General features: G+C 35.0%; 25 protein-coding genes and 1 pseudogene. 7 read left to right on the top strand and 19 right to left on the bottom strand.

Going from position 1 to position 21427, the window contains the following annotated elements; genetic code table 11:
- Positions 1-37: 37 nt before the first annotated feature.
- The 9 genes from flgJ to flgB all read right to left on the bottom strand — a co-directional run bounded on the left by flgJ (position 38) and on the right by flgB (position 7526).
- Positions 38-1027: a flagellar assembly peptidoglycan hydrolase FlgJ gene (gene flgJ, locus OO7_RS07535; protein WP_008915358.1), complete on the bottom strand. Its 990-nt coding sequence runs from the start codon at positions 1025-1027 to the stop codon at positions 38-40.
- A complete protein-coding gene (locus tag OO7_RS07530) occupies positions 1027-2130 on the bottom strand; it encodes a flagellar basal body P-ring protein FlgI (protein ID WP_008915357.1) in 1104 nt (367 codons plus the stop codon). Before OO7_RS07530 ends, flgJ begins: the two co-directional genes overlap by 1 nt.
- 42 nt (positions 2131-2172) lie before the next feature.
- Positions 2173-2892, bottom strand: coding sequence for a flagellar basal body L-ring protein FlgH (locus OO7_RS07525; protein ID WP_008915356.1), 720 nt, complete (start codon positions 2890-2892; stop codon positions 2173-2175).
- A 158-nt stretch (positions 2893-3050) separates the two neighbouring features.
- Positions 3051-3839 carry a flagellar basal-body rod protein FlgG gene (gene flgG, locus OO7_RS07520; protein WP_008915355.1) on the bottom strand — a complete coding sequence of 263 codons (789 nt, stop codon included), beginning with the start codon at positions 3837-3839 and terminating at the stop codon, positions 3051-3053.
- 17 nt (positions 3840-3856) lie between these two features.
- Positions 3857-4612 carry a flagellar basal body rod protein FlgF gene (locus OO7_RS07515; protein ID WP_008915354.1) on the bottom strand — a complete coding sequence of 252 codons (756 nt, stop codon included), beginning with the start codon at positions 4610-4612 and terminating at the stop codon, positions 3857-3859.
- Between the two features lie 19 nt (positions 4613-4631).
- On the bottom strand, positions 4632-5852 hold the full coding sequence (gene flgE / locus OO7_RS07510) for a flagellar hook protein FlgE (RefSeq protein ID WP_008915353.1): 1221 nt from the start codon (positions 5850-5852) through the stop codon (positions 4632-4634).
- A 26-nt stretch (positions 5853-5878) separates the two neighbouring features.
- Positions 5879-6691: a flagellar hook assembly protein FlgD gene (locus OO7_RS07505; protein WP_008915352.1), complete on the bottom strand. Its 813-nt coding sequence runs from the start codon at positions 6689-6691 to the stop codon at positions 5879-5881.
- Positions 6692-6703: 12 nt separating this feature from the next.
- Positions 6704-7108 (bottom strand): flagellar basal body rod protein FlgC, encoded by a 405-nt coding sequence (flgC, locus tag OO7_RS07500; RefSeq protein WP_008915351.1) that lies wholly within the window; start codon positions 7106-7108, stop codon positions 6704-6706.
- A gap of 4 nt (positions 7109-7112) precedes the next feature.
- Positions 7113-7526, bottom strand: a complete 414-nt coding sequence (gene flgB / locus OO7_RS07495; protein ID WP_008915350.1) for a flagellar basal body rod protein FlgB — start codon at positions 7524-7526, stop codon at positions 7113-7115.
- Between the two features lie 222 nt (positions 7527-7748).
- Here flgB and flgA point away from each other — a divergent pair, with 222 nt between their 5' ends.
- The 3 genes from flgA (at position 7749) to OO7_RS07480 (ending at position 9271) form a co-directional block, all read left to right on the top strand.
- A complete protein-coding gene (gene flgA, locus OO7_RS07490; protein WP_008915349.1) occupies positions 7749-8405 on the top strand; it encodes a flagellar basal body P-ring formation chaperone FlgA in 657 nt (218 codons plus the stop codon).
- Between the two features lie 79 nt (positions 8406-8484).
- A complete protein-coding gene (locus OO7_RS07485) occupies positions 8485-8793 on the top strand; it encodes a flagellar biosynthesis anti-sigma factor FlgM (protein WP_008915348.1) in 309 nt (102 codons plus the stop codon).
- A gap of 37 nt (positions 8794-8830) precedes the next feature.
- On the top strand, positions 8831-9271 hold the full coding sequence (locus OO7_RS07480; RefSeq protein WP_008915347.1) for a flagella synthesis protein FlgN: 441 nt from the start codon (positions 8831-8833) through the stop codon (positions 9269-9271).
- A 481-nt stretch (positions 9272-9752) separates the two neighbouring features.
- Here the strand turns inward: OO7_RS07480 and flhA are convergent, their stop codons facing one another.
- The 6 genes and pseudogenes from flhA to flhD form a co-directional block, all read right to left on the bottom strand.
- A complete protein-coding gene (gene flhA, locus OO7_RS07470; protein WP_008915345.1) occupies positions 9753-11849 on the bottom strand; it encodes a flagellar biosynthesis protein FlhA in 2097 nt (698 codons plus the stop codon).
- Positions 11842-12992: pseudogene (flhB, locus tag OO7_RS07465) on the bottom strand (flagellar biosynthesis protein FlhB). Before flhB ends, flhA begins: the two are co-directional and overlap by 8 nt.
- A gap of 248 nt (positions 12993-13240) precedes the next feature.
- Complete coding sequence (gene motB / locus OO7_RS07460) at positions 13241-14113, bottom strand: flagellar motor protein MotB (protein WP_008915342.1); 873 nt, start codon at positions 14111-14113, stop codon at positions 13241-13243.
- A gap of 7 nt (positions 14114-14120) precedes the next feature.
- Complete coding sequence (motA, locus tag OO7_RS07455) at positions 14121-15002, bottom strand: flagellar motor stator protein MotA (RefSeq protein ID WP_008915341.1); 882 nt, start codon at positions 15000-15002, stop codon at positions 14121-14123.
- Positions 15003-15100: 98 nt separating this feature from the next.
- Positions 15101-15691: a flagellar transcriptional regulator FlhC gene (gene flhC / locus OO7_RS07450; RefSeq protein ID WP_008915340.1), complete on the bottom strand. Its 591-nt coding sequence runs from the start codon at positions 15689-15691 to the stop codon at positions 15101-15103.
- Positions 15688-16038, bottom strand: coding sequence for a flagellar transcriptional regulator FlhD (flhD, locus tag OO7_RS07445; protein ID WP_008915339.1), 351 nt, complete (start codon positions 16036-16038; stop codon positions 15688-15690). The genes flhC and flhD overlap by 4 nt, the downstream gene beginning before the upstream one ends.
- A gap of 994 nt (positions 16039-17032) precedes the next feature.
- On the opposite strand from flhD, the gene OO7_RS07440 reads away from it, so the two are divergent.
- Both OO7_RS07440 and OO7_RS17245 read left to right on the top strand, forming a co-directional pair.
- The gene (locus OO7_RS07440) at positions 17033-17470 is read left to right on the top strand and encodes a type II toxin-antitoxin system HicB family antitoxin (RefSeq protein WP_008915338.1); all 438 of its coding nucleotides are present in this window, start codon (positions 17033-17035) and stop codon (positions 17468-17470) included.
- 289 nt (positions 17471-17759) lie between these two features.
- Positions 17760-17888 carry a hypothetical protein gene (locus OO7_RS17245; RefSeq protein WP_269077548.1) on the top strand — a complete coding sequence of 43 codons (129 nt, stop codon included), beginning with the start codon at positions 17760-17762 and terminating at the stop codon, positions 17886-17888.
- Between the two features lie 258 nt (positions 17889-18146).
- On the opposite strand, the gene OO7_RS07435 is transcribed toward OO7_RS17245, so the two are convergent.
- The 4 genes from OO7_RS07435 to OO7_RS07420 all read right to left on the bottom strand — a co-directional run bounded on the left by OO7_RS07435 (position 18147) and on the right by OO7_RS07420 (position 20863).
- Positions 18147-18353, bottom strand: a complete 207-nt coding sequence (locus OO7_RS07435; RefSeq protein WP_008915337.1) for a hypothetical protein — start codon at positions 18351-18353, stop codon at positions 18147-18149.
- A gap of 456 nt (positions 18354-18809) precedes the next feature.
- Complete coding sequence (locus OO7_RS07430) at positions 18810-19826, bottom strand: MrpH family fimbial adhesin (protein WP_008915336.1); 1017 nt, start codon at positions 19824-19826, stop codon at positions 18810-18812.
- Between the two features lie 94 nt (positions 19827-19920).
- On the bottom strand, positions 19921-20355 hold the full coding sequence (locus OO7_RS07425) for a fimbrial protein (RefSeq protein ID WP_236620678.1): 435 nt from the start codon (positions 20353-20355) through the stop codon (positions 19921-19923).
- A gap of 109 nt (positions 20356-20464) precedes the next feature.
- On the bottom strand, positions 20465-20863 hold the full coding sequence (locus OO7_RS07420) for a fimbrial protein (protein WP_236620677.1): 399 nt from the start codon (positions 20861-20863) through the stop codon (positions 20465-20467).
- Here OO7_RS07420 and OO7_RS07415 point away from each other — a divergent pair.
- The gene (locus OO7_RS07415; RefSeq protein ID WP_419177236.1) at positions 20787-21176 is read left to right on the top strand and encodes an antA/AntB antirepressor family protein; all 390 of its coding nucleotides are present in this window, start codon (positions 20787-20789) and stop codon (positions 21174-21176) included. The two genes, OO7_RS07420 and OO7_RS07415, sit on opposite strands and share 77 nt — an antisense overlap.
- The gene (locus OO7_RS17615) at positions 21146-21409 is read left to right on the top strand and encodes a hypothetical protein (protein WP_419177250.1); all 264 of its coding nucleotides are present in this window, start codon (positions 21146-21148) and stop codon (positions 21407-21409) included. The genes OO7_RS07415 and OO7_RS17615 overlap by 31 nt, the downstream gene beginning before the upstream one ends.
- The last annotated feature ends 18 nt before the right edge of the window (positions 21410-21427 follow it).

Raw genomic sequence — 21427 nt, 5'->3', positions numbered from 1 at the left:
GAAGTTTAGTGATAACCTAATCTTTGATAATTATTCGTTAAAAAAGATCTTTAAGGTCGACAGGATAAATTGGTCGTGAATTTACTTCATATTTATTTATTAAATAATGACGAATTTGATTAATAATACTAATTAATTTTTCTGAGTAATTAGTATCAGTTGCATAGCCAGCTCTATGTAACAATTTTGCTGCCATTTCGGGAGATTTCGTTTGTTTTACATTGAGATAACGCGAATTTTTAGTTAATAAGTTAATATAATCACCTATTGATTCCTCATATGAACTATAGACCCGAAAATAATCTCGCATCTTAATATTTTTTCCGTCAATAATTTCTGTTGTCAGGATATTTGTTACTGGCCCTTTCCATCCTTTACCCGCTTTAACGCCAAATAGATTGTGACTTTTTTTACCTTCCTCAGTTAAAATTTGCTTTTTTCCCCACCCACTTTCTAATGCTGCTTGCGCTAATATTAAAAGATATGGAATACCACTTTTTTGACTTACCGCTTTTACCGGCTGCATTAATTGATGAACAAAATGTTGGCTACTCAATGCAAGGTCACGCATCTTTTGCAATGATACAGGCATGTTTTCATCCAATGATGTGAAAGGCTGTATAGTTTCAGCTCTTGTTTGAGATGATAATTGATTAACCTGATTGATATTTTTGGAGGGATGATTTGTAAATTCAATATCTGAAATGTTATCTTTGTGTTCACGCACTAATTGCTGGTAAATCTGGTCAGCAAATCCTAAACCTTTTTGTGATAAATCTTGAGCTAATTGCTGATCGTACATGTTAGTTAGTAAATGAGTTTGTTCACTCGAAAATAAACCACCTTTTGGTAATGCTTCACGCATACTTTTTAACATCATCTGAACAAAAGTCGCTTCTAACTGTTGGGAAACGTGTTTTAATTCTGATTTAGAAGCCTCATTGCTGACATCTTGAAGATTATATTTTAATTGATCAAATAATTGATATTCGAATATATTTTCTTGCATTAATGGCAGATTATTCATTAAATAATCTCCAATTTTGCACGCAAACATCCTGCGCTTTCCATTGCCTGTAAAATTGACATCAGGTCTGTTGGCGTAGCACCCAGCCTATTTAAAGCTTGTATCACTTGGTTGAGCTGCACACTCGCATTCACTTTTTGTAATTGATCGCCTTTTTCACGTATATCAAGGTTAGTGTTGCGAGTAACAACCGTTTGTCCCCCAGCAAATGCGGTATTAGGTTGACTGACTTGTGTTTGTCGCTCAACAGTGACAGATAAACTTCCATGAGCTACAGCACAACTTTCTAATTCCACACTGCGATTAATGACTACAGAGCCTGTTCGAGAATTAATGACGACTTTTGCTTCTGATATTGGCTTTTTCACGTTAATATCTTGAACTTTAGCAAGAAACTTGACCTGTTCACAAGGGCTCTTTGGCAAGTTTAATTGCACAGTACGCGGGTCTAATGGCGTTGCTGTACCGGAGGAATTTAGATGATTAATGGCATCACTAATACTTTGAGCCAATGCAAAGCTATTTTCATTCAACTGCAAATTAATAACGCCATTCCGTGCAAAATTATTGGTTAATTCTCGTTCAATAATTGCTCCACCACTTATGCTTCCCCCATTTAATTGATTCACTTTTAAGCTGTTCCCCCCCGAACTAACGCCAACTCCTCCAACTAAAACATGACCTTGAGCCATGGCATAAATTTGCCCATCAGAACCTTTTAATGGTGTCATTAATAAAGTTCCACCTCTCAAGCTTTTTGCATTTCCCATTGAAGACACCACGACATCAATCGATTGTCCAGAATGAGCAAAGGGCGATAGTTTTGCAGTCACCATAACAGCGGCTATATTTTTTAACTGCATATTGCTACCTGGGGGGACAGTGATCCCCATTTGAGACAACATATTATTCAAACTTTGAGAGGTAAAAGGCGCTTGCATTGTCTGGTCTCCAGTTCCATCAAGTCCAACAACAATTCCATAACCAATCAATGGGTTATCGCGTACGCCTTGTATTGAAGTTAAATCTTTAACACGTTCACTATGCACAGGCATAGCAACAACACAAAATAATATGTGCAGTAGAGTGATATATTTATTCATTTAATTATCTCAACAAATACTTGATTCTATTTGCGCTTTAATTTAATAAGGCGAAACATTTAAGAAAAAGCGTTGTAACCACCCCATATTTTGTACTTCATTGATATAACCATCACCAACATATTCGATACGAGCATCAGCCACTCTCGTTGAATTAACGCTATTATCACTACCAATTGTGCGTGGATTAACAACACCAGAAAAACGAATCGACTCTGTTCCTTGATTGATGGCAATCCTTTTTTCTCCCACAACATGTAAATTTCCGTTGGCCAATAACTGATCAACCGTTACTGTAATCGTGCCTTTAAAGGTATTTTTAGCATTAGCCGCGCCCTTTCCTATAAAGTCACTCTGCCCTTTGACTTCAAACTCACGATGACTTAAACCAAACCAGTTTTGTATAAATCCCGGTAAAATCGCAGCAAGAAAGCTACTTTTTCCGCTACGATTAGCATTAGCTGACGAGTTTTTGCTAGCGCTGACATTTTCTTGTAAATTGATGGTTAATATGTCTCCTACATTGCGTGGGCGTCTATCCTCAAAAAGAGGTTGATAGCCATAATAAATAGGTTGAGTATTGTGGAAAATAGCGCCATTTGTTGTAGTGGTTGCTGGCATACTGGGCGATATGCTGGTTTTCGTATCCACTAATGGACGAGGTTTTATATGAGCACAACCCACGGTGAGTAATACTAAAATGGGAATAAAGACTTTACTTGATACATATAATACGCTTTCTCTATTTTGTAACACATTCACACAGTTAATCCTTTAATGCTTATATTCTGCGTTGCTATTTTGTTATTACAATAAGCTCTCACAAAATGACAGTGCACTTTCCTTTTCACCTCATCAGAAGATTAAGCGAGCACACTCTCATTTGCTCATCAGTTAACCAATTAGTTGCTAAGTAACAATTATATTTGAGTTAATCGTTGTAACATCTGATCAGCTGTCGAAATAACTTTGCTATTAAGTTCATAAGCGCGCTGTGTTTCAATCATATTCACAAGCTGCTCAGCAACATTCACATTAGATGTTTCCAGCATACCTTGGCGGAGTACACCCGCGCCTTCCGTACCTGGAGCAATACCAATATTGGCAACGCCTGAACTTGCTGTTTCCCGATATAAATTACCACCAAGACTTTCCAATCCTGACTCATTCATAAACGTTGTCAGCTTTAATTCCCCTATAATCTGTGGCTGAGATTCACCCAAAATAGTGGCAGAAACTGTTCCATCCTGTGCAATCGTGATATTTGTTGCATTTTCAGGTATGACTATATTTGATTCAATTTGATAACCATTCGATGCCATCTCTAGCATCCCATATTGATTACTTTGCAAAGCGCCATCACGTGTAAAGGCACTAGAACCATCTGGCATTTTAACTTCTAAAAAACCTTTTCCATTAATAGCAATATGCGTTGATACACCTGTATTTTTCAAATTACCTTGGCTATGTATATGACTTGTCGCAACAAGCCTAGAACCGGTACCGATCTGTAATCCTGAAGGTAACAGTGTGTGTTTGGAGTTCATAGCACCTGGCTGTCGAAGATTTTGATAAGGCAGATCTTCATATAAAGCATGTTGTACTTTATAAGCATTGGTACTGGCGTTAGCCAAATTATTGGCAATGACATCTAAGTTAGTTTGTTGGGAATTAAGCCCTGTTTTTGCGATATCTAAAGCGCTCGGCATAATATTTCCTTAATAAGTCAGCTAACAGTTAGTAATTGGTTGGCTCTTTGCGCATTTTCATCTGCACAGCTAATCACTTTCATCTGCATTTCAAACTGGCGTGTGAGTGTAATCATTGAGACCATAGCTTCTGCTGGATTAACATTGCTACCTTCTACCATGCCCGCTGTTAGTATCACTTTGTCACTTGGCGGTAATTGGTTGCCATATATCTTTCGTGCATGGTCTGATAAATGAAATAGCCCTTCTTCACCACGAGATAAATCATGAGGTTTTGCCTCTACCACTTTTACTTGGTCAATAACACCAAAAGTTCCGTTAGGATCATTAGCAGAGGAAGTCATAACTGCGCCATCCGCCGTAATAGAAATATTCGAATCCGGAGGAACTGTAATTACGCCGCTATCACCAATTAAACGGTATTTGCCAATCCGTAATTCCCCCTCAGGAGAAATTTGAATATTGCCATTTTGAGTATAGGCTTCACGACCATCTTGCAGCTCCACAGATAAAAAATGATTATCATTTAAGACAACATCTAAGGGGCTACCTGTGTACTTAAATGATCCTCGACTTATATCTGCCCCCGGCGTCGAAGCAATAACTAATGTCCGAGTTTGTTTTGTATCACCATGAACGGGTACCGCCCGCATTGCTGAAAACTGTGCTTTAAAACCTGTTGAGGAAATATTAGCGATGTTATGAGCCGCAATTGCATGGCTTTCAAGCACTTGTTGAGCTCCGCCCATAGCGGTATAAATAACGTGATCCATGAAAGGTTCCTACATTTATTTATCGTAAATTCACCAAGGTTTGCAGTATTTGATCTTGTGTTTTGATTGTCTGAGCATTTGATTGATAATAGCGTTGCATCACTATCATGTTGATTAACTCTTTACTCATATCGACATTCGATGCTTCCAGAGCTCCCCCTGTTAACTTACCAAACGACCCTGTTGCGGGAATGCCCTCAGTTGGGTTACCCGAAGAATTTGTAGCAGCCCAAAGATTGCCACCTTGGGAAGCTAAACCTTGAGGATTTACAAAAGTGGATAATGCTATTTGTCCCACAACTTGTTGTTGTCGATTAGAATAATTAGCCATAATCAGCCCATTATCCTCTATATTGAATGACATATATTCGCCAGCCGAATGCCCATCAACATCAATTGCACTGACGGATGATTGATTGACTCTTTGTTGACAAGTCTGGCTCAAATCTACACGTAAAGTACGATTATTTGCCCCATTCATCCCCGGATAAGCAATATCAAACACCGCATTATTCGCATTGATTAAGCTACCATTCTCATCAAATGACATGTTACCTAATGCTATGGCATTAGGGGCTCCTGCATTTTTAGCATAAACAGCCCATTCATTATTGGCTGTTTTCTGAAAATACACAGTGACATCAAGAGGATTTCCTTGCCTATCATAAGTTGTCATAACGGTTTTGAAATGAGAATTTTGTGGGTTATCTGGGTGATTAATATCAAATGGATTGGCGTTTATTGTTTCTTGAGAATTTAAATGAGTGGTTAATTTTGCCAATTGAGATGCTTTCGCGTGCATCATATCCGTTGAGATATTTAACGGAATTGGTGTTGAGCCATTTTGAATATTCACTTTTCCTTGTGCATCAAGACTTGCTGAATAACCCGTGATCACCATTCCTTGATTATTAATTAGGTCACCATTTTTACCCCGTACAAATTGCCCATCACGGCTATAATATATTCCGCCATTTTTATCTTGAACGCGAAAAAAACCATTTCCTGAAATAGCAACATCGGTCAATCTATCCGTTCGAGTGATAGCACCGTCATTAAAGTTCTGTGCAATAGAAGTTACATCAACACCTAAACCTTTCCCCGAAGCTGCACACATATCAGCAAATGAAACTGATCCACTTTTGAAGCTATGAGTTGCCAAATTAGCAAGGTTATTTCCAATCGAATCTAATCCTACTGATGCTGCATTTAAACCACTTATTGCTTGTTCAAAAGGCATATTGTTTCCTTCAACATAAAATAAAATTAAGAATTAGGATAAACTTTTAAAATATGGCGAAGAGGAATACTTTGCCCTATTCCCACATCTAATAATGGTGCATCTTCCCCTGACACCACACCATTAACACGTGAATATCCCAGTTTAGTCACACTAACATCAGAGCCATTATTAGTGGCCTTAACATCAAAGAAATATTTACCATTAGTATTTAAAACATAATTCCCTTGATTATCCTTACCATCCCAATAAAGGTCATAAAGATCAGCTTTCAAAGGCTTGTCATAGTTAAAATTACGGATAATATTTTTGTTTTTATCGCGAATAATAATTTCAACATTTTCGGCATTTTTTGATAATTGAAAGCCAAATGGAGAAGAAATATAATCATTAATAAAATTTTCTGATTTATCGGCTAAATTATGGCTATTGAACATGGTAAAAGAATGAGTCGATACATTGCTGGTAGGATGAATTTTATCTTCAGCAATATTCTTACGGCCAAGCATAATTTCATTTCCGGGAATCAAAACCCCTTTGCCAACTAGTTGAGTTGCTTGTAAAGATTGTCCGGTATTAATTTGCTGAGAAATCCCTCCAATATGATCACTTAATCGATTCATACTTTCTAGTGAGGCAATTTGAGCTAATTGGCTAGTTAACTCTTTATTATCCAAAGGATTAGTTGGATCTTGATTCTGCATTTGTGTCACAATCATTTTTAAAAATGTGTCACGCATATCATCAGATTGTGATTTTTTTGGAACATGATTATTTAATGGTTCTGAAATTGAAGCGGAATTATTTAATGGTTCATTGATGGGAGCTAAAATACTCATCTCTTATTCCTTTTATTGACCTAACATTAAGGTTTTTTGTAAAAGTATTTTTGCTATATTCATGACTTCTAAATTAGCTTGGTAACTGCGAGAAGCTGAAATTGTATTGACCATTTCACCGACCATATCGACATTTGGCATATGTACAAAACCTTTTTCATCCGCTAATGGATGGTTGGGTTTATATTCCAAACGAGGTGGTGACGGATCATCAACTATTTGACTTACATATACTCCGCCAATTTGCTGATGCTTGTGTGCTGCTAATCGAAAAATAACTTGCTTAGCTTGAAATGGTGTATTATCTGGACCAATGACACTTTGCGAATTCGCCATATTACTTGCACTGACGTTTAAACGCTGTGACTGAGCCGTTAACGCCGAAGATGGAATATCAAAAATACTTAATAGCCCCATTCATTTATCCTTGCTGTAAAACAGATTGCATATTTTTAATATGATTATTAATGAATGTCAGGTCAGCTTGATATTTCAAGGTATTATCGAGAAGATGACTACGTTCAATATCCATATCAACAGTATTTCCATCCATAGCAGTTTGATAAGGAACTCGATATTTGAGATCAAAAAATGTTAAATATGTTCCTTGCCTTTCAATATGACTTTTATTCGTAATGGTAAGAGAACGACTTTTCTTGTTTATCATATTATGGTGTATTACTTGTTTTAATTGATGATTAAAATCAATAGCACGAGATTGATAACCGGGTGTATCTGCATTCGCAATATTGGATGCTAATACAGCCTGCTGAACTTCTCGTATAGATAATGCTTTTTGCTGAAAAGTAAATATAGAGTTCAACTTATCAATCATACCCCTCCTTAATAACTTTTTACTTTTAAATTCGTCTAAAAAATAATAACACTGAATATTTACTAAAATATAACCATCTAATACATCATGTTCGAATGATATCAGTGAAATAAAAAAACTAATGACAAGATAACAACAAAATAATTAACTTATTTAGTCAATTCATTATGTAATAGACAAGTAGTATATATCTAAATAGAACTTTGCAGATAAAAAAATGATATGAAATATTTTTATATTCCGTTGTTTTTTAATTTATTATTCTTCTCTTCAATAGTAGAGTCTTCATTATCGGAATATATTAATGATTATTTTCATAAAATATATCCTGCACCTTATCAAGTATCTGTTACTATCAATACATCAAAAGCATATTGGCCTAAATGTGAAAAGCCTAAAATACTTTCACCTATAGGTAGACGCTTTGCTGGGACAATTTCTTTACCTGTTCAATGTGATAAGCAAACACAATTTATACAACTTGCTGTAAATGTCACCACTGGTTATTATGTTGCTGCACATAATATTGAGCGGAATAAAGCTATTCAATTAGCTGATCTTATAGAGAAAAAAGGATTATTACATCAATTACCTGATAATGTTGTTATCAATAAAATGAGCCTACAAGGCGACATTACACTACAAAAAATTTACTCAGATCAGATATTAACCCATTCTCTATTTCGTAAACCCTGGGCAATTAAGTCGGGCCAATTAGTATATGTTTTCGTAAATGGGAATAATTTTTCTGTAAAATATGAAGGACGTGCAATGAGTAATGCAAAATTAGGGGATGATATTCGTATTTTGTTGCTAAATGGCCAAACTATTCATGGTAAAGCACTGGAAAATGGTAGCGTGATGATCACAATAAAATAACTAATAATAAAAAATTAATTAAAGAAATATTTTGTATTGCCGATAATATCAATCAATACCCACTAAATTAGGAATCAGTATGACAATCAAACAAACGCTAATAATACCAATGCCAACTAAACAGGCTAAATGTGAGAAACAAGAAACAGCAATTTCTTTATCAAATCAAGAAATATCAGCAACACAAAACCCTAAAGAGATCCTATTTTCATTGAGTGAAGTACACAAGAAACTATTACAACCTCAGCCTAGCGATATCAACATGGATAAAATCATACAGCTTAAAAAAGCCATTCAATGTAATACATTACACATAGAATCAACAAAAATAGCTAAGAATATCGTAGTTAGTTCTCATGAATATATACAATTGATTCATAAAAAATAACATAAATAAAATAACACATTAAATATTAAAATTAAAAATGAACGATAATCTACAAGATCTATTAGAACATCAGTTGACAAATTTACAATCTCTCTACTTTATCATGGAAAAGGAGTGTGAATTTTTAAATCAACACCCAACTCCGACAAACCAACTCCAAGAGTTGCTAGAAAAGAAACGTGTATTAATTAATATTATAGAAAATAATGAAAAAAAACGATTTCATATTGAACAAAACTTTAATATACAAGAACCTTATCAAGAAAATACTGTATTACATAATTTATGGTGCTCAATAAAAAAAATTACTGTCTCACTTAAGAATCAAAATTCCCAAAATAATAAAATATTAAAATGCTATATGGAATTTAATCATCAACAAATTAATCTCATGAGAAAATATCATAGCCAATCAACATACTCTGCTAATGGTTTAGAAAAACCTGATACACTTTTAGGCAAAAATTTCTCAATTTGATGTCTTTTACTTCCTGATTTTCATCAGATAATGACATCATTTAAAGGTTATTGCTAATAACTAAAGACTTAACGTTGTATCCACAATCATAATAAATAAAATATTCATACCAACAATAAAATACGGCAATATAAAAACCATTGATAAAATAAAAAACAAAACACTTGGAAATTTATTTATTGTTTTTTGCGAACACCATAATAGAAACAGACACAATATGACTGACACACGCCAATCTATCATTTTACCCATAAAAAATACCGCATCAATTATTATTTCCATATAAATACCTCCTTCATTTAAAATATAAAAATTCATATAAATTATTTTTATAATAAATAGATTTTATCATTATTGAAAACATAATTAAATATAATAATCTACTTTTAGTATTTGCTAAGCGTAATCGACTAAACCTATTCCCCTACCATAATAATAAAATAACGTAGAGAAATAGGACAAAATATAATTAAATAATGTGTTATTCACCTTTGATGAGTGATGTGATCTTAATTTTACAATGACTATTTAATTCTAGATAAGATATGACAGCTAATTGTGGCAAAGTACGTCGTAAAAATCGTGATAATAACAAGCGTAATTCATGATGCACAACTAATACTACCGAAGCGCAAATCGTCTCTTGATGGCTAATCGCTTCTTCAATTTGCACTTGAATTAAATTTGCTAAATTTGGCTCAATAGCACCGCCATTTTTAGTAGCCTGTAATAAAATTGTCTCAAGACAAGTATCCAGCCCAATGACTTGATATTCTTGCTCATTACCAAACAATTGTTGTGTAATGGATCTTCCAAGTGCAATCCGCACTTGTGCCGTTAAATAATCAATCTGTTTATTTTCGCCATTTTCACCCACCATTTCTATTAATGTTTCCAGAATCGTGCGCATATCACGAATAGGAATATCTTCATTTAATAGGTTTTGTAATACACGGTGCAAAGTTGAAAGTGAAATTATGTCTGGTATTAAATCATCAGATAATTTTGGCAGCTCTTTTTTGACTCTCTCATACAGCATTTGTGCTTCTTGACGCCCAAATAAAATACTTGAATTTTTTAATAAGATTTGATTAAAGTGCGTGGCTATCGCTGTGCTAGCTGAAACAACTGTATAGCCTTGAGTTTGTGCTTGTTCTAAATAATCTTCATCAATCCATATTGCTGGTAAACCAAATGTTGGCTCATTTGTCATATCACCATCTAATGTACCAATGGCATTTCCAGGGTCGATTGCTAACATTCGCTCTGGCTGAACTTCGCCACGACCAACCTCAGCACCTTTAATTAATATTCTATATTCGCAAGGTGATAATTCCAAGTTATCACAGATATGTATCACTGGAGGTAAATAACCAATATCTTTTGCGAATTTTTTTCTCAACCCGCGAATACGCCCAAGAAGTTCACCTTGCTGATCATTGTCTACCAACGGGATCAAGCGATACCCAACTTCCATTGCCAGCACATCTTCTAACTGCACATCCTCCCATGTTGCTTCAACCATCTTATTCGCTTCTTGAAATACGTTTTCCTGAACTTCAGCAGATAAATTGTTTGAATATTGCGTTTTCTGGAGTAAATACCAGCCAAGTCCTGCTAGCACAGCAGTGAAAAGTAAAAAAACAAAATTTGGCATTCCGGGGATCAAACCAATTAATCCTAAAACACCTGCACTCAGCCACATTACTCTTGGGTTATTAAATAATTGGCTAACCATCTGTTCGCCTACATCTTCATCAGTCGCAACGCGTGTAACAATCACACCTGCTGCTGTCGAGATAATCAATGCGGGTATTTGAGCCACTAAACCATCCCCAATGGTAAGTAAAGTATAAGCACTCGTTGCATCACCTAAAGTCAAATCATGTTGACCCACACCAATAATTAAACCGCCTACCACATTAATCACCATAATCATGATCCCTGCAATAGCATCGCCACGAACAAATTTACTTGCACCATCCATAGAGCCATAAAAATCAGCTTCTTGAGTGACTTCAACTCGTCTTTTTTTAGCTTCATTTTCATTAATGATTCCAGCATTCAAATCTGCATCAATCGCCATTTGCTTGCCTGGCATACCATCTAATACAAATCGAGCCCCTACTTCAGCTATACGGCCCGCCCCTTTGGTAATGACCATAAAATTAATCAAAACTAAAATGATAAAAACCACAATGCCAATTGCAAAGTTCCCCCCCACAAGAAAATGACCAAATGCTTCAACAACTCTCCCTGCCGCTGCTGATCCATTATGCCCATCAAGTAAAATAATTCGGGTAGATGCAACGTTTAGCGACAAGCGTAATAAAGTAGCAAAAAGTAAAATGGTCGGGAAAGCTGCAAAATCAAGCGTTCGCTTAGTAAACATAGCAACCAATAACACCATGATGGATAACGCAATATTAAAGGTAAAAAGTAAATCTAAAATAAATGCCGGTAACGGCAATACCATCATTGATAATATAAGTAGAATTAGAATGGGTCCTGCAAGAATTTGCCATTGTGTACTTTGTACATTTTTTGGTATTTTTAGTAATGTCGCCAAATTAACCATCGCAATTATTATCTCCAATAAAATCTAATATAGGTGGTACGGGTAATTTTTTCGGTTTTCTTGGTTTGAGACCACCTTCACGACGCCAGCGACGTAATTGGTAAACCCATGCTAATACTTCTGCAACAGCAGCATACAAAGCGACAGGAATATTCTGACCAACTTCAGTATGCCGGTACAATGCGCGTGCAAGTGGTGGTGCTTCAAGCTGGGATATTCTTTGTTCTACACCAATTTCTTTTATACGCTGTGCAATTAATCCCGCGCCTTTTGCAAGTACTTTAGGAACTTCCATTTTTTTATCATCATATTTCAGCGCTACCGCATAATGAGTTGGATTCGTTATTATCACATCGGCATATGGAACATCAGCCATCATACGACGATGTGCTATAGCGCGTTGTTGCTGCCGTATCTTTGCTTTTAATTGTGGATCACCTTCTTGTTGTTTAAATTCATCTTTAATTTCTTGGCGACTCATACGAAGCTTTTTTAAGTGAGCGCGAAGTTGGTAAAAAACATCAAATGCAACCATAGGAATCAATAAAAATATAATTAAATAACTGACATAAATTACTTTATTAAAAACGTGACCTAGTGCTATTTCAGGTGGCTCCATGATTAAATGCAAAAATGATAAACCGTTTTGCCATATAAAAATCATTAAACCTAAGCCAACACATAATAATTTCAATATTGTTTTAAATAATTCAGAAAGAGCATTAATAGAAAAAATTCGTTTTAATCCTTTTATTAAATCAAGTTTTTTTCCATCCAATTTAATCAGTTTAGTATTAAATATGAGTCCCCCTACTAAAGAGGACGCAGATATACCAACGATGGCTAATCCGCCAATGAGAGGAAATAAAGCCAAAAGTGCATCAATTACCATCTGACTAAAATAGCTTGTCATCAATAAACTATTTTGTATTGTACGCCCATCAAAAATAAAACTATGTCGAAAAATTTTCTGTAATTCACCAGCCAACGTATCGGTATTGATCCATATAAAGCCAGTACCAGAAAACATCATAATTAATGAATTCAGCTCTCTTGAGCGTACTATTTGTCCATCATCTTTTGCTTTTTGTTTTTTTGGGGGGTAGGTTCTTCTGTTTTTTCTACATCACTTTCATCCGACACAAAGTTTCCTTGTTTAATAAAACAGTGGTACTTGTGCAATAGCATGACAGAATGTCAAAAAAACAATGGCAGGAAATAAATAAAAATTACAAATGTTATTCTGTTATTAAACCTCCATTACCAGATTTATAAAAATAATTTTCAGATTAAAGCCACATTATAATGATATAGATATATTTCATAGAAATCATGAACTTATTGATAAATAGACATAGAAAAAAATACCGTGAACTGAAATCTATAATAGATTATTCAATACTGCGACTTCCTGATATTTCATTTAGCAGTACTTCATTTTCAAATTCATGCAACAGTTGTTTTTCTTCAATATCACTCAGCACTATAATACTAATACGCCTGTTAATTGGCGATAAACCATTATTCTTATCTAGATGAACACTTGAGGCCATCCCCACCACCCTCAGAATTTTTTGAGGGTTTAATCCTCCAATAATCAATTCACGTCGTGATGTATTTGCTCTATCTACTGATAATTCCCAATTACTGTAATTTTTCTCATTTATATAAGGTAAATCATCTGTATGACCCGAAAGGCTTATTTTATTTGGTACAGCATTAAGAAGCGGTGCTATAGCATGTAAAATATCCCGCATATAAGGCTCAACTTGGGCTGACCCGATCATAAACATAGGACGATTTACACTATCAACTATTTGAAGACGCAACCCTTCATCCACAATATCAATAAATAAATGTGGCTTTAACCGATTTAAGCGCGGATCAGATAAGATTGCTTGATTTAAAGATTTTTTTAATCTTTCGAAATGATACTTTTTCTGTTTACTTTTATGATCGTTTATTTCAACTAAAGTTCTACTATCTCGAAAAATAATATCTTTTCCAGCGGCAGGGGTTGGGTTAATCGAATCACCACTTTGGCTACCCGAATTAATAGCAGTTCTTAATGGAGTTCGAAAATATTCTGCTAATTGTGTTAATTGTTGTGGGCTAGAGATTGAAATAAGCCACATAACTAAAAAAAAAGCCATCATTGCTGTCATAAAATCAGCATAAGCTATTTTCCAAGAACCAGAATGATAGTGGCTATGGCGACCAACGCGCTTTCTAATACGAATTATGCTTTCAGGATTTACTTTCATTGAACGATTATTTCTCTTTCTGTGTAGATGAAGACTTTCTCACTTCACGAACTTTATTTTCTAATTCAAGAAAAGAGGGGCGATCTGAGCTATAGAGAATTTTTCGGCCAAACTCTACTGCTATTTGTGGCGCGTATCCTTGTAATGCAGAGAGAAAGGTTACCTTGATACATTCTTGCATTTTTAACTGTTCACTACTTCGCAAGCGAATCAAAGCAACTAATGGGAGAATAAAACCATATGCAATTAATATCCCAAGTAAGGTTCCCACCATTGCATGAGCAATTAAGCCGCCTAATTCTGCTGCTGGCCGATCTGCCGAACCTAATGCATTAACCATTCCCAAAACAGCGGCAACAATACCAAAAGCAGGCATTGAATCTCCAATCTGATTAAGGCTTAATGCTGGAACTTCACTTTCCTGACGAAATGTTTCTAATTCTTCATCCATTAATACTTCAATTTCATGACATTGAAGATTATTGCTTACCATAATACGTAAATAATCAATAACAAAAGTTAAGATAGTCTTATCCTTTAATATTCGAGGATATTGCAAGAAAATAGTGCTTATTCGTGGATTTTCAATCTCTTTTTCGAGAGTCAATAATCCATCTTGACGTACCTTATTCAATAATTGAAATAATAACGCCATGAGATCCATATACATTAATTTGTTATAAGATGATCGATGAAATAAATAGGGAAGAATTTTGCCTAATGCGATAATTGATTTACCACTATTTCCAACAATAAATGCTCCAAAGCCTGCTCCTAAAATAATAAGAAACTCACCTGGTTGATAAAGTGCACCAAGATAACCTCCTACCATTAAATATCCCCCAAGAACGGCTCCTACAATAATCATATATCCTATAAGTATTAACACAGTATTCCCTTCAACTCAGAAATGTAAAAGATGGCAGTCAAAGGGAATTTATTAGGATGAATAGATGGTGTTATTACCTATTTACCAAATTAATCCAATTACATTACCGCTTTAGTAATGCCATCATGACGATATAGCGTAATATCGGCTAGATGCTCGGAAAGTTTACGTTTTTTTATTGCACGAGATGGGGGGTTGCACAAACTACAAGTAAAACTATTTTGAGGAATATGGGCATAAGTAATAAAAAAACCTTCACAACCACAACATATAGAACTTTGCAACATACCGCTATCAACAAATCGAACTAAAGTCCATGCTCGAGTTAATGCTAATAATGGTTCTTCATTACCACCAGGAATACATTGTTCAATATAAAGTTTATATGCTTTTAAAATAGCATCAATACCAACACAATATCCAGTATTGATTAAGAACTGGTAAGCATTATAAAACATAGATGAATGAATATTATGTTTCCAGGTCATAAACCAATCCGTTGAAAATGTTAACATTCCTTTTGGCGGTGGACACCCTCTCAATTCTTTATATAAACGAATTAATCTTCCTCGACTAATTCGTGTTTCACTTTCCAACATTTGAAGACGAGCTCCTAGAGAAATTAATTCCATCGCAAGACAGATATCACTAGCTTCTTTAATAATACTTTTTTCAGCTAAGCTACTCATCTTTTTCTCTCTATTTCATCATCGCTTGCTTTATTCATTTGCAATAAATGTGTTGATAATAAAATCCCCGTATGAATTTGCTGTAATTCATCTACCCTTGAGTCACGCGTTAAGGTCTCTATCGTGTTACTATTTTGAAATCTAAATTGACAAATAAGTTGATTCGTTTCTGCCAACTTAACTAATTGTGGTAAAGATAGAGCAGCTAGCGTCGTTGCCATAGCATCAGAAATACCAAGTCGAAACATGGCTGATGCTTTTTCTTGAGCAATCAATTTTTGAGCGAGTAGTAAATATGAAAGATTAATATCATATATATGCTTCAGAAAATCATTCGTTGAGCTCATTATTTTTCCTTTTCAAATATTATCTACATATGCAGTTAAAAAAACAGACATAATGTTTAAATATTTTCCTATATCCTAACTTCTAAATAAAATAAAGATATCGCTAGATAACTAGCCTACGTTACTTTTTCATATAATTAATTAAATAAACATCAAGTTAATAGTAAAAAGACACTATATTAAAACCTTAAATAAGCTATATTTTCCATATAATTACAACAATATCTAAAAACAAGCAGTCTAGTGAATGTTGAAACTGACTGATATCAAAATTAGACGATATTTATTATGCATTTCATGCTCAACTATTCAAGGTACTTATGTTTATTTTTTTCGCGATAACACATCATTTATTTTAATCATAAAAAATATTTTATATTCATAAACAAAAWTTTTTTAATGCAAAAAATAATAAATAGAAAAACATTCACTATTTTTGATAGTCCGACCAAGTTTTATAAAAAATAAACCATAAAATAAAAATCCATTAAAAAACAATGTTATTTTTATATTTAAAATACATTCAAGGAAATTATAATATTAGCGCCACTAAACATAGCATATAGATGCTAACAATATAATTACAGGATTTATAATTAATAAACAAACTCTCATAAATTTAACTGAAAAGATAGCTATATAATTTAGCGATATTCCTAATCTAAAAAAATGAAATATTATTCATTCATTATTGGTAAGGTGAGAATAATTATCTTTCACAAACTAATCTATTAAATTAGCTAACATCTTATAGCTTCTTTATTAAATTAATCAGCTAACTTTCCTGCATTCCGACCATAAATTTCATTTTATTAATCGATATTGATAAATTTTAGTATAGTCTAAATAAGATATTTAAATGAAATAACCTTTATTATTTGAAATACCTCAATTTGGAAAAAATCATAATAATAGGCAAAACACTACTTAATAGTCGCTATTGCTGCTAAGCTAGCTCTACTATTTTTCAATCGGCTATTTCGTAAGGTGATGTATGTTTAACTATTTAGCAACCGTTGATTATGATGAAGAAACTGACTGTTATGAAATTTCTTTCCCTGATTTTCCTGATATCCAAGGTGTTGCTTATAGTGAAGAAAACATTGAAATGGAAGCAGCAGAAACACTCATTGAAGGCCTCAACAGCTTTATTGCTTCAAGAACATTGATCCCAATACCAAGTTTGCTAGAAAAAGAGGCAATTAAGGTTCACTTACCCATATTAAGTTGCTTAAAGATAGCATTACACAATGCCATCATTCATACAAATACGCGTAAAGTGGATTTGGCACGTAAATTAAATTTAAATTTACAACAAATTGATCGATTATTAGACATAGAACATGCTTCTAAAGTTGATACGCTTGAACAAGCCCTTTACTTATTAGGTTATGACGTTAACCTTACAGTTAGCTACAATAAATCGATATAACGTCTTAAAACTGAGCTTTATCCTAATGATAAATGTAGCTATCTTTTAAGTGCTCAAATATAGCTACGTATGAATTTATCTCACTCATTCCACTTGTCAAATATAACGTATCCGTAATATACGATTTTTAGTATAAAAAATGATTTTTATATATAAAAATACTTTAAAAATAGTAGGACTAATCTTCCATTCTTCTGTTTTCAAATTGCTAAAACTATTTTATTCTTAAAGTGAACTCTTTAGTTCACTAGCAAAGAAAGCAAGTCCCCCCAACTGTTGGGAGGTTTTTATGTTCATCGTATATATTCTTATTGTGATTGCCTTCTATATATCTTTGGCTACGGTAGATTCGCCAGATGATGAAAAAATCGACATCGATATAGAAGAACGGCAAATAGGAAGTCTGTATGTTATGTAATCATCCCTAAAAGCTCTTTCAACTCAGTTTGCAAAGAGCTTTTCTTATACTGATGTCAACTGGATTTATGACTGCTTCATTTCTAGCATTCAACCAAAGTTATCTAACTACATCACATGTCGTCTATAAAAAGAAAAATATGATTGGATTATTTTTAAAAAATTTAAGATTCTATAAAAAAGGAGGCATTAAGTGCCTTCCCTATAACGGCTAAAAATCATGAAATTAACCAATGGTTATTTATTAGCAATATATGACTTATTTTTTTCTATCACTAAATATTGCAATCACCAGACCAAATAGTGCAATCAGCACACTCCCGATAATATAATTTTGTCGATCAAAGGCTAAACCTGCATCTTTAGCACTTTGCCCTTGTACCACTGGAATGCTGACATCCATATTGAAAGAGATTATAGCGGTAATGATACCTAGAACTAAAAGAACAACGCCTAATGTTTTCATCTCATCACCTCTATTATGTATTAGTTTTATTAATATTAACTAACTCATAGAATAATTGAAAGTACATACTGGAGATCCACTATCAAGGAAGCCTCCTAGATCACATTTATCCAATTAAATTTGGCTAAAATAGGTTAGGAAAAGAGGGAAAAATGATTTTTCAAAAAATTAATACTCTTACCATAAGCATAATCCCTATCAACTGTTGTTGATAGGGATTACTTTAGAGTAAACATAAACTTTTTTATTGAGATAAACAACACTGAATCGTTTATTCTTACAGTGGCTACAAATTCTTATACGAATATAACAATGTCAGCTTATGAAAGATAATTCTCATTAAAGATGAATATTGGATCTTGTAAAAACGCTCTATCTGATTTCATTTTTTATTATCATATCATTACATTAATACAAAACTCGACATATTCTATTCCTATAACAACCACATAAAAACTAATAAAAGGCGCTTACAACAGTAACCGAAGATGAATAATCCCCCCCGCTAACGTTTGTCCCTCTTAGTGTAGACTGCAGTTTAACTGATCCAGTTGTTCCCGTTGATTTAATGTTTGCACCTCCAGTACTCGGACAAGATGCCCCTGACATAAAGCATAATTCAGACGTTAAGCCACTTCCCATATTCAGAGTTACACCTGAATTATTCGGAGTTCCACCCAACAAAGAAAATGAAACTGTTGCAGCTTTATTACATTGATAATCTATTGATATATCTTGCTGAGTTCCATCAACCTCTTTTGAGTTCACTACACCATAATCTAAATTTAATGGGACACTAATATTACAAACAGCAGGTGCGGGTGGTGTTACTGTTCCATAAGAATAACTACATCCTATACTTTGATTATCAACATAAATACACATATTTATAATAGCCGGATTAGCTGTATACAATTCTGTTTTATAATCCCAATTAGAACCATATCCATGCTTAATTCCAAGATCCATCATGGCTTGACGACAATTATTAAATACTGCACTAAAGCTGGCAAGATACTTCCAAGAACCTCCTGTATATGTAGCTGATGAACTCTGGATAAAACCAGCTAAGCTACCATTACCATAAAAGCTTCTAGTGAGATTGTTAAAAGTAATTTTTATTTCACAAGACGAGGTTTTGTCATAAATAGAACCCGACTCAAACTCAACAATTAATGGATAGCCTTGCCTAACCCCACCATTCTTTATGCGACTGCATGAAGGTGGATTTCCAAAAGGTGGACCTCCTGAAGGATAAGATAAACACCACTCATTTAGCTCACTTGTAGAGGCAGTATAACAAAAAACATTACCTGCTGATTGACCACAAGGCCAACCATTAGCTGATGAATTATGAGGCCCCGCAGACCATGATCTCCCATCAGCACCATATACTGATGCAGCAGAAATTGTTGTGGCTGAATATGATAAAAATGGTGCCAAAAATAATGATAGAATAATTAATATTCTCATTGTAAATTCCTTGATAATCTATTATTAAATAATACTTTCTACTGTAAATTTAATAATAAAGTTATTTTTCAATATATTGAGCAAAAAAGTTATCTCACTCATACCCCAAGGTATAGGTCAGCGTCGCCGTAAAAAACCCTGGCGTTATCGATTGACTCGCTATTGCCTCACTGTTTCCTTGCACATACGCTTTCAATCGGATGGTCGTTGTGCCGTCTTGTATTGCATGYGCGGGATACGGCTCWGCCGGRTTAATCGGTAATTGCATCCCATTCATGGTCTCAATGCCAATATCCGCCCCCGCCCGCTCACTGCCCGCATCAAAATTGAGTAACCCTTGAGCATTGCTGTTTCCCGTCAAGGTTGCGGTGATCCAATTGCCCAACGAGGTATCACAATCTTCCAACTCAAAATCAAACTGTTTGCCCGTGGTGCGTTGATGCAAATACAACTCCTTGGCCACAATCGTGCCCATATCAACCCCGAAGTTTTCAAACAGCGGATTAATGGTGCATGGCAACGCAATCAAGGTGCCGCTGTATTCAATATCATTGCTGTTTGCCGCTGTGCCGCTAACGGCATCAGGCTTGCCAAGAACAACGTGGCACCCAGTGCCATTGTGCTTTTTGGTTGTGTCATCATGGGTAGTTCATCTCCACACTGGCCGTCGCCGTAAAGTCCCCTTCATACAACGTCGCGGAAGGACTCGGGTCTTTCACCGGCACGGCATACAACGGTAATGTCGCCGTATCGCCATCCGACATGGTTATCGGCGTACCACTGTTCGGCGGGATAATGACCCCTTGGTGGTATAAGCGAATGCCAAGACCCGCTTGGTTTGTTTGCAACGCATTATTATCAAACGGGGCATTCATGCCGCGGTATTCCAAATACAGCGCCACCGCATTGCCCAACCCTGTCCCGCAACTGAGCGTTAAGGTAAAATCTTGTTGGTAATTGGTGCCGTTGATTTTGGTGATACCGACTTCCCCAAACGGCACTTTTATCGGTTGGTCAACTCCATCTGGTCCCGCCACATCACACGGCGGATTTTGGATAAGATTAATTCCAGTTATTTATAACAATATTAACGGTAAAGAAATACAAACTGTAAGCAGCCGCAAATTATACTCATTCCTGAAAGTTGGGCGTGATTATACAAGTTGGATTAAAGGGCGAATTAAACAATATGGTTTTATTGAAGGATCGGATTATTTCATTGTTGAAAATTTGAGCTCACCAAAACGGGGGAGCACAAAATTTAGACAGCAGATGAGCATGATTACATTGTTAGCCTCAACATGGGTAAAGAGTTATCTATGGTTGAGCGTAACGACCAAGGAAAGCTAGCCCGTCAATACTTCATTGAGTGCGAAGAACGATTACGCAGAATCGCACCAGAAGAGCATAAAGCAGCTATACAGAACTGGCGTAAAAACCGTGTTGCCGCTTGTGAAGACCATAAAAATATGGCCGAAGCTATGAAAGGCTATATTGAGCGTATACGAGGTAACACTATGGCTATGTATAAGTCTACGGTGCTGATGATTGCATGTGTGTTGCTGAGATTGCACAGGCAATAGCTGGCTGTAATGTCCTGT

Source organism: Providencia sneebia DSM 19967 (assembly GCF_000314895.2).
In the GTDB taxonomy this organism is placed as follows: domain Bacteria; phylum Pseudomonadota; class Gammaproteobacteria; order Enterobacterales; family Enterobacteriaceae; genus Providencia; species Providencia sneebia.
This window is presented reverse-complemented; position numbering and strand designations above follow the sequence as displayed.

Excerpts from the sequence above, each read along its gene's own strand:
- flgJ (WP_008915358.1), bottom strand. The coding sequence starts at position 1,027 with ATGAATAATCTGCCATTAATGCAAGAAAATATATTCGAATATCAATTA.
- OO7_RS07530 (WP_008915357.1), bottom strand. The coding sequence starts at position 2,130 with ATGAATAAATATATCACTCTACTGCACATATTATTTTGTGTTGTTGCT.
- flgG (WP_008915355.1), bottom strand. The coding sequence starts at position 3,839 with ATGCCGAGCGCTTTAGATATCGCAAAAACAGGGCTTAATTCCCAACAA.
- OO7_RS07515 (WP_008915354.1), bottom strand. The coding sequence starts at position 4,612 with ATGGATCACGTTATTTATACCGCTATGGGCGGAGCTCAACAAGTGCTT.
- flgE (WP_008915353.1), bottom strand. The coding sequence starts at position 5,852 with ATGCCTTTTGAACAAGCAATAAGTGGTTTAAATGCAGCATCAGTAGGA.
- OO7_RS07505 (WP_008915352.1), bottom strand. The coding sequence starts at position 6,691 with ATGAGTATTTTAGCTCCCATCAATGAACCATTAAATAATTCCGCTTCA.
- flgC (WP_008915351.1), bottom strand. The coding sequence starts at position 7,108 with ATGGGGCTATTAAGTATTTTTGATATTCCATCTTCGGCGTTAACGGCT.
- flgB (WP_008915350.1), bottom strand. The coding sequence starts at position 7,526 with ATGATTGATAAGTTGAACTCTATATTTACTTTTCAGCAAAAAGCATTA.
- flgA (WP_008915349.1), top strand. The coding sequence starts at position 7,749 with ATGAAATATTTTTATATTCCGTTGTTTTTTAATTTATTATTCTTCTCT.
- OO7_RS07485 (WP_008915348.1), top strand. The coding sequence starts at position 8,485 with ATGACAATCAAACAAACGCTAATAATACCAATGCCAACTAAACAGGCT.
- OO7_RS07480 (WP_008915347.1), top strand. The coding sequence starts at position 8,831 with ATGAACGATAATCTACAAGATCTATTAGAACATCAGTTGACAAATTTA.
- flhA (WP_008915345.1), bottom strand. The coding sequence starts at position 11,849 with ATGGTTAATTTGGCGACATTACTAAAAATACCAAAAAATGTACAAAGT.
- motB (WP_008915342.1), bottom strand. The coding sequence starts at position 14,113 with ATGAAAGTAAATCCTGAAAGCATAATTCGTATTAGAAAGCGCGTTGGT.
- flhC (WP_008915340.1), bottom strand. The coding sequence starts at position 15,691 with ATGAGTAGCTTAGCTGAAAAAAGTATTATTAAAGAAGCTAGTGATATC.
- flhD (WP_008915339.1), bottom strand. The coding sequence starts at position 16,038 with ATGAGCTCAACGAATGATTTTCTGAAGCATATATATGATATTAATCTT.
- OO7_RS07440 (WP_008915338.1), top strand. The coding sequence starts at position 17,033 with ATGTTTAACTATTTAGCAACCGTTGATTATGATGAAGAAACTGACTGT.
- OO7_RS17245 (WP_269077548.1), top strand. The coding sequence starts at position 17,760 with ATGTTCATCGTATATATTCTTATTGTGATTGCCTTCTATATATCTTTG.
- OO7_RS07435 (WP_008915337.1), bottom strand. The coding sequence starts at position 18,353 with ATGAAAACATTAGGCGTTGTTCTTTTAGTTCTAGGTATCATTACCGCT.
- OO7_RS07430 (WP_008915336.1), bottom strand. The coding sequence starts at position 19,826 with ATGAGAATATTAATTATTCTATCATTATTTTTGGCACCATTTTTATCA.
- OO7_RS17615 (WP_419177250.1), top strand. The coding sequence starts at position 21,146 with ATGGTTGAGCGTAACGACCAAGGAAAGCTAGCCCGTCAATACTTCATT.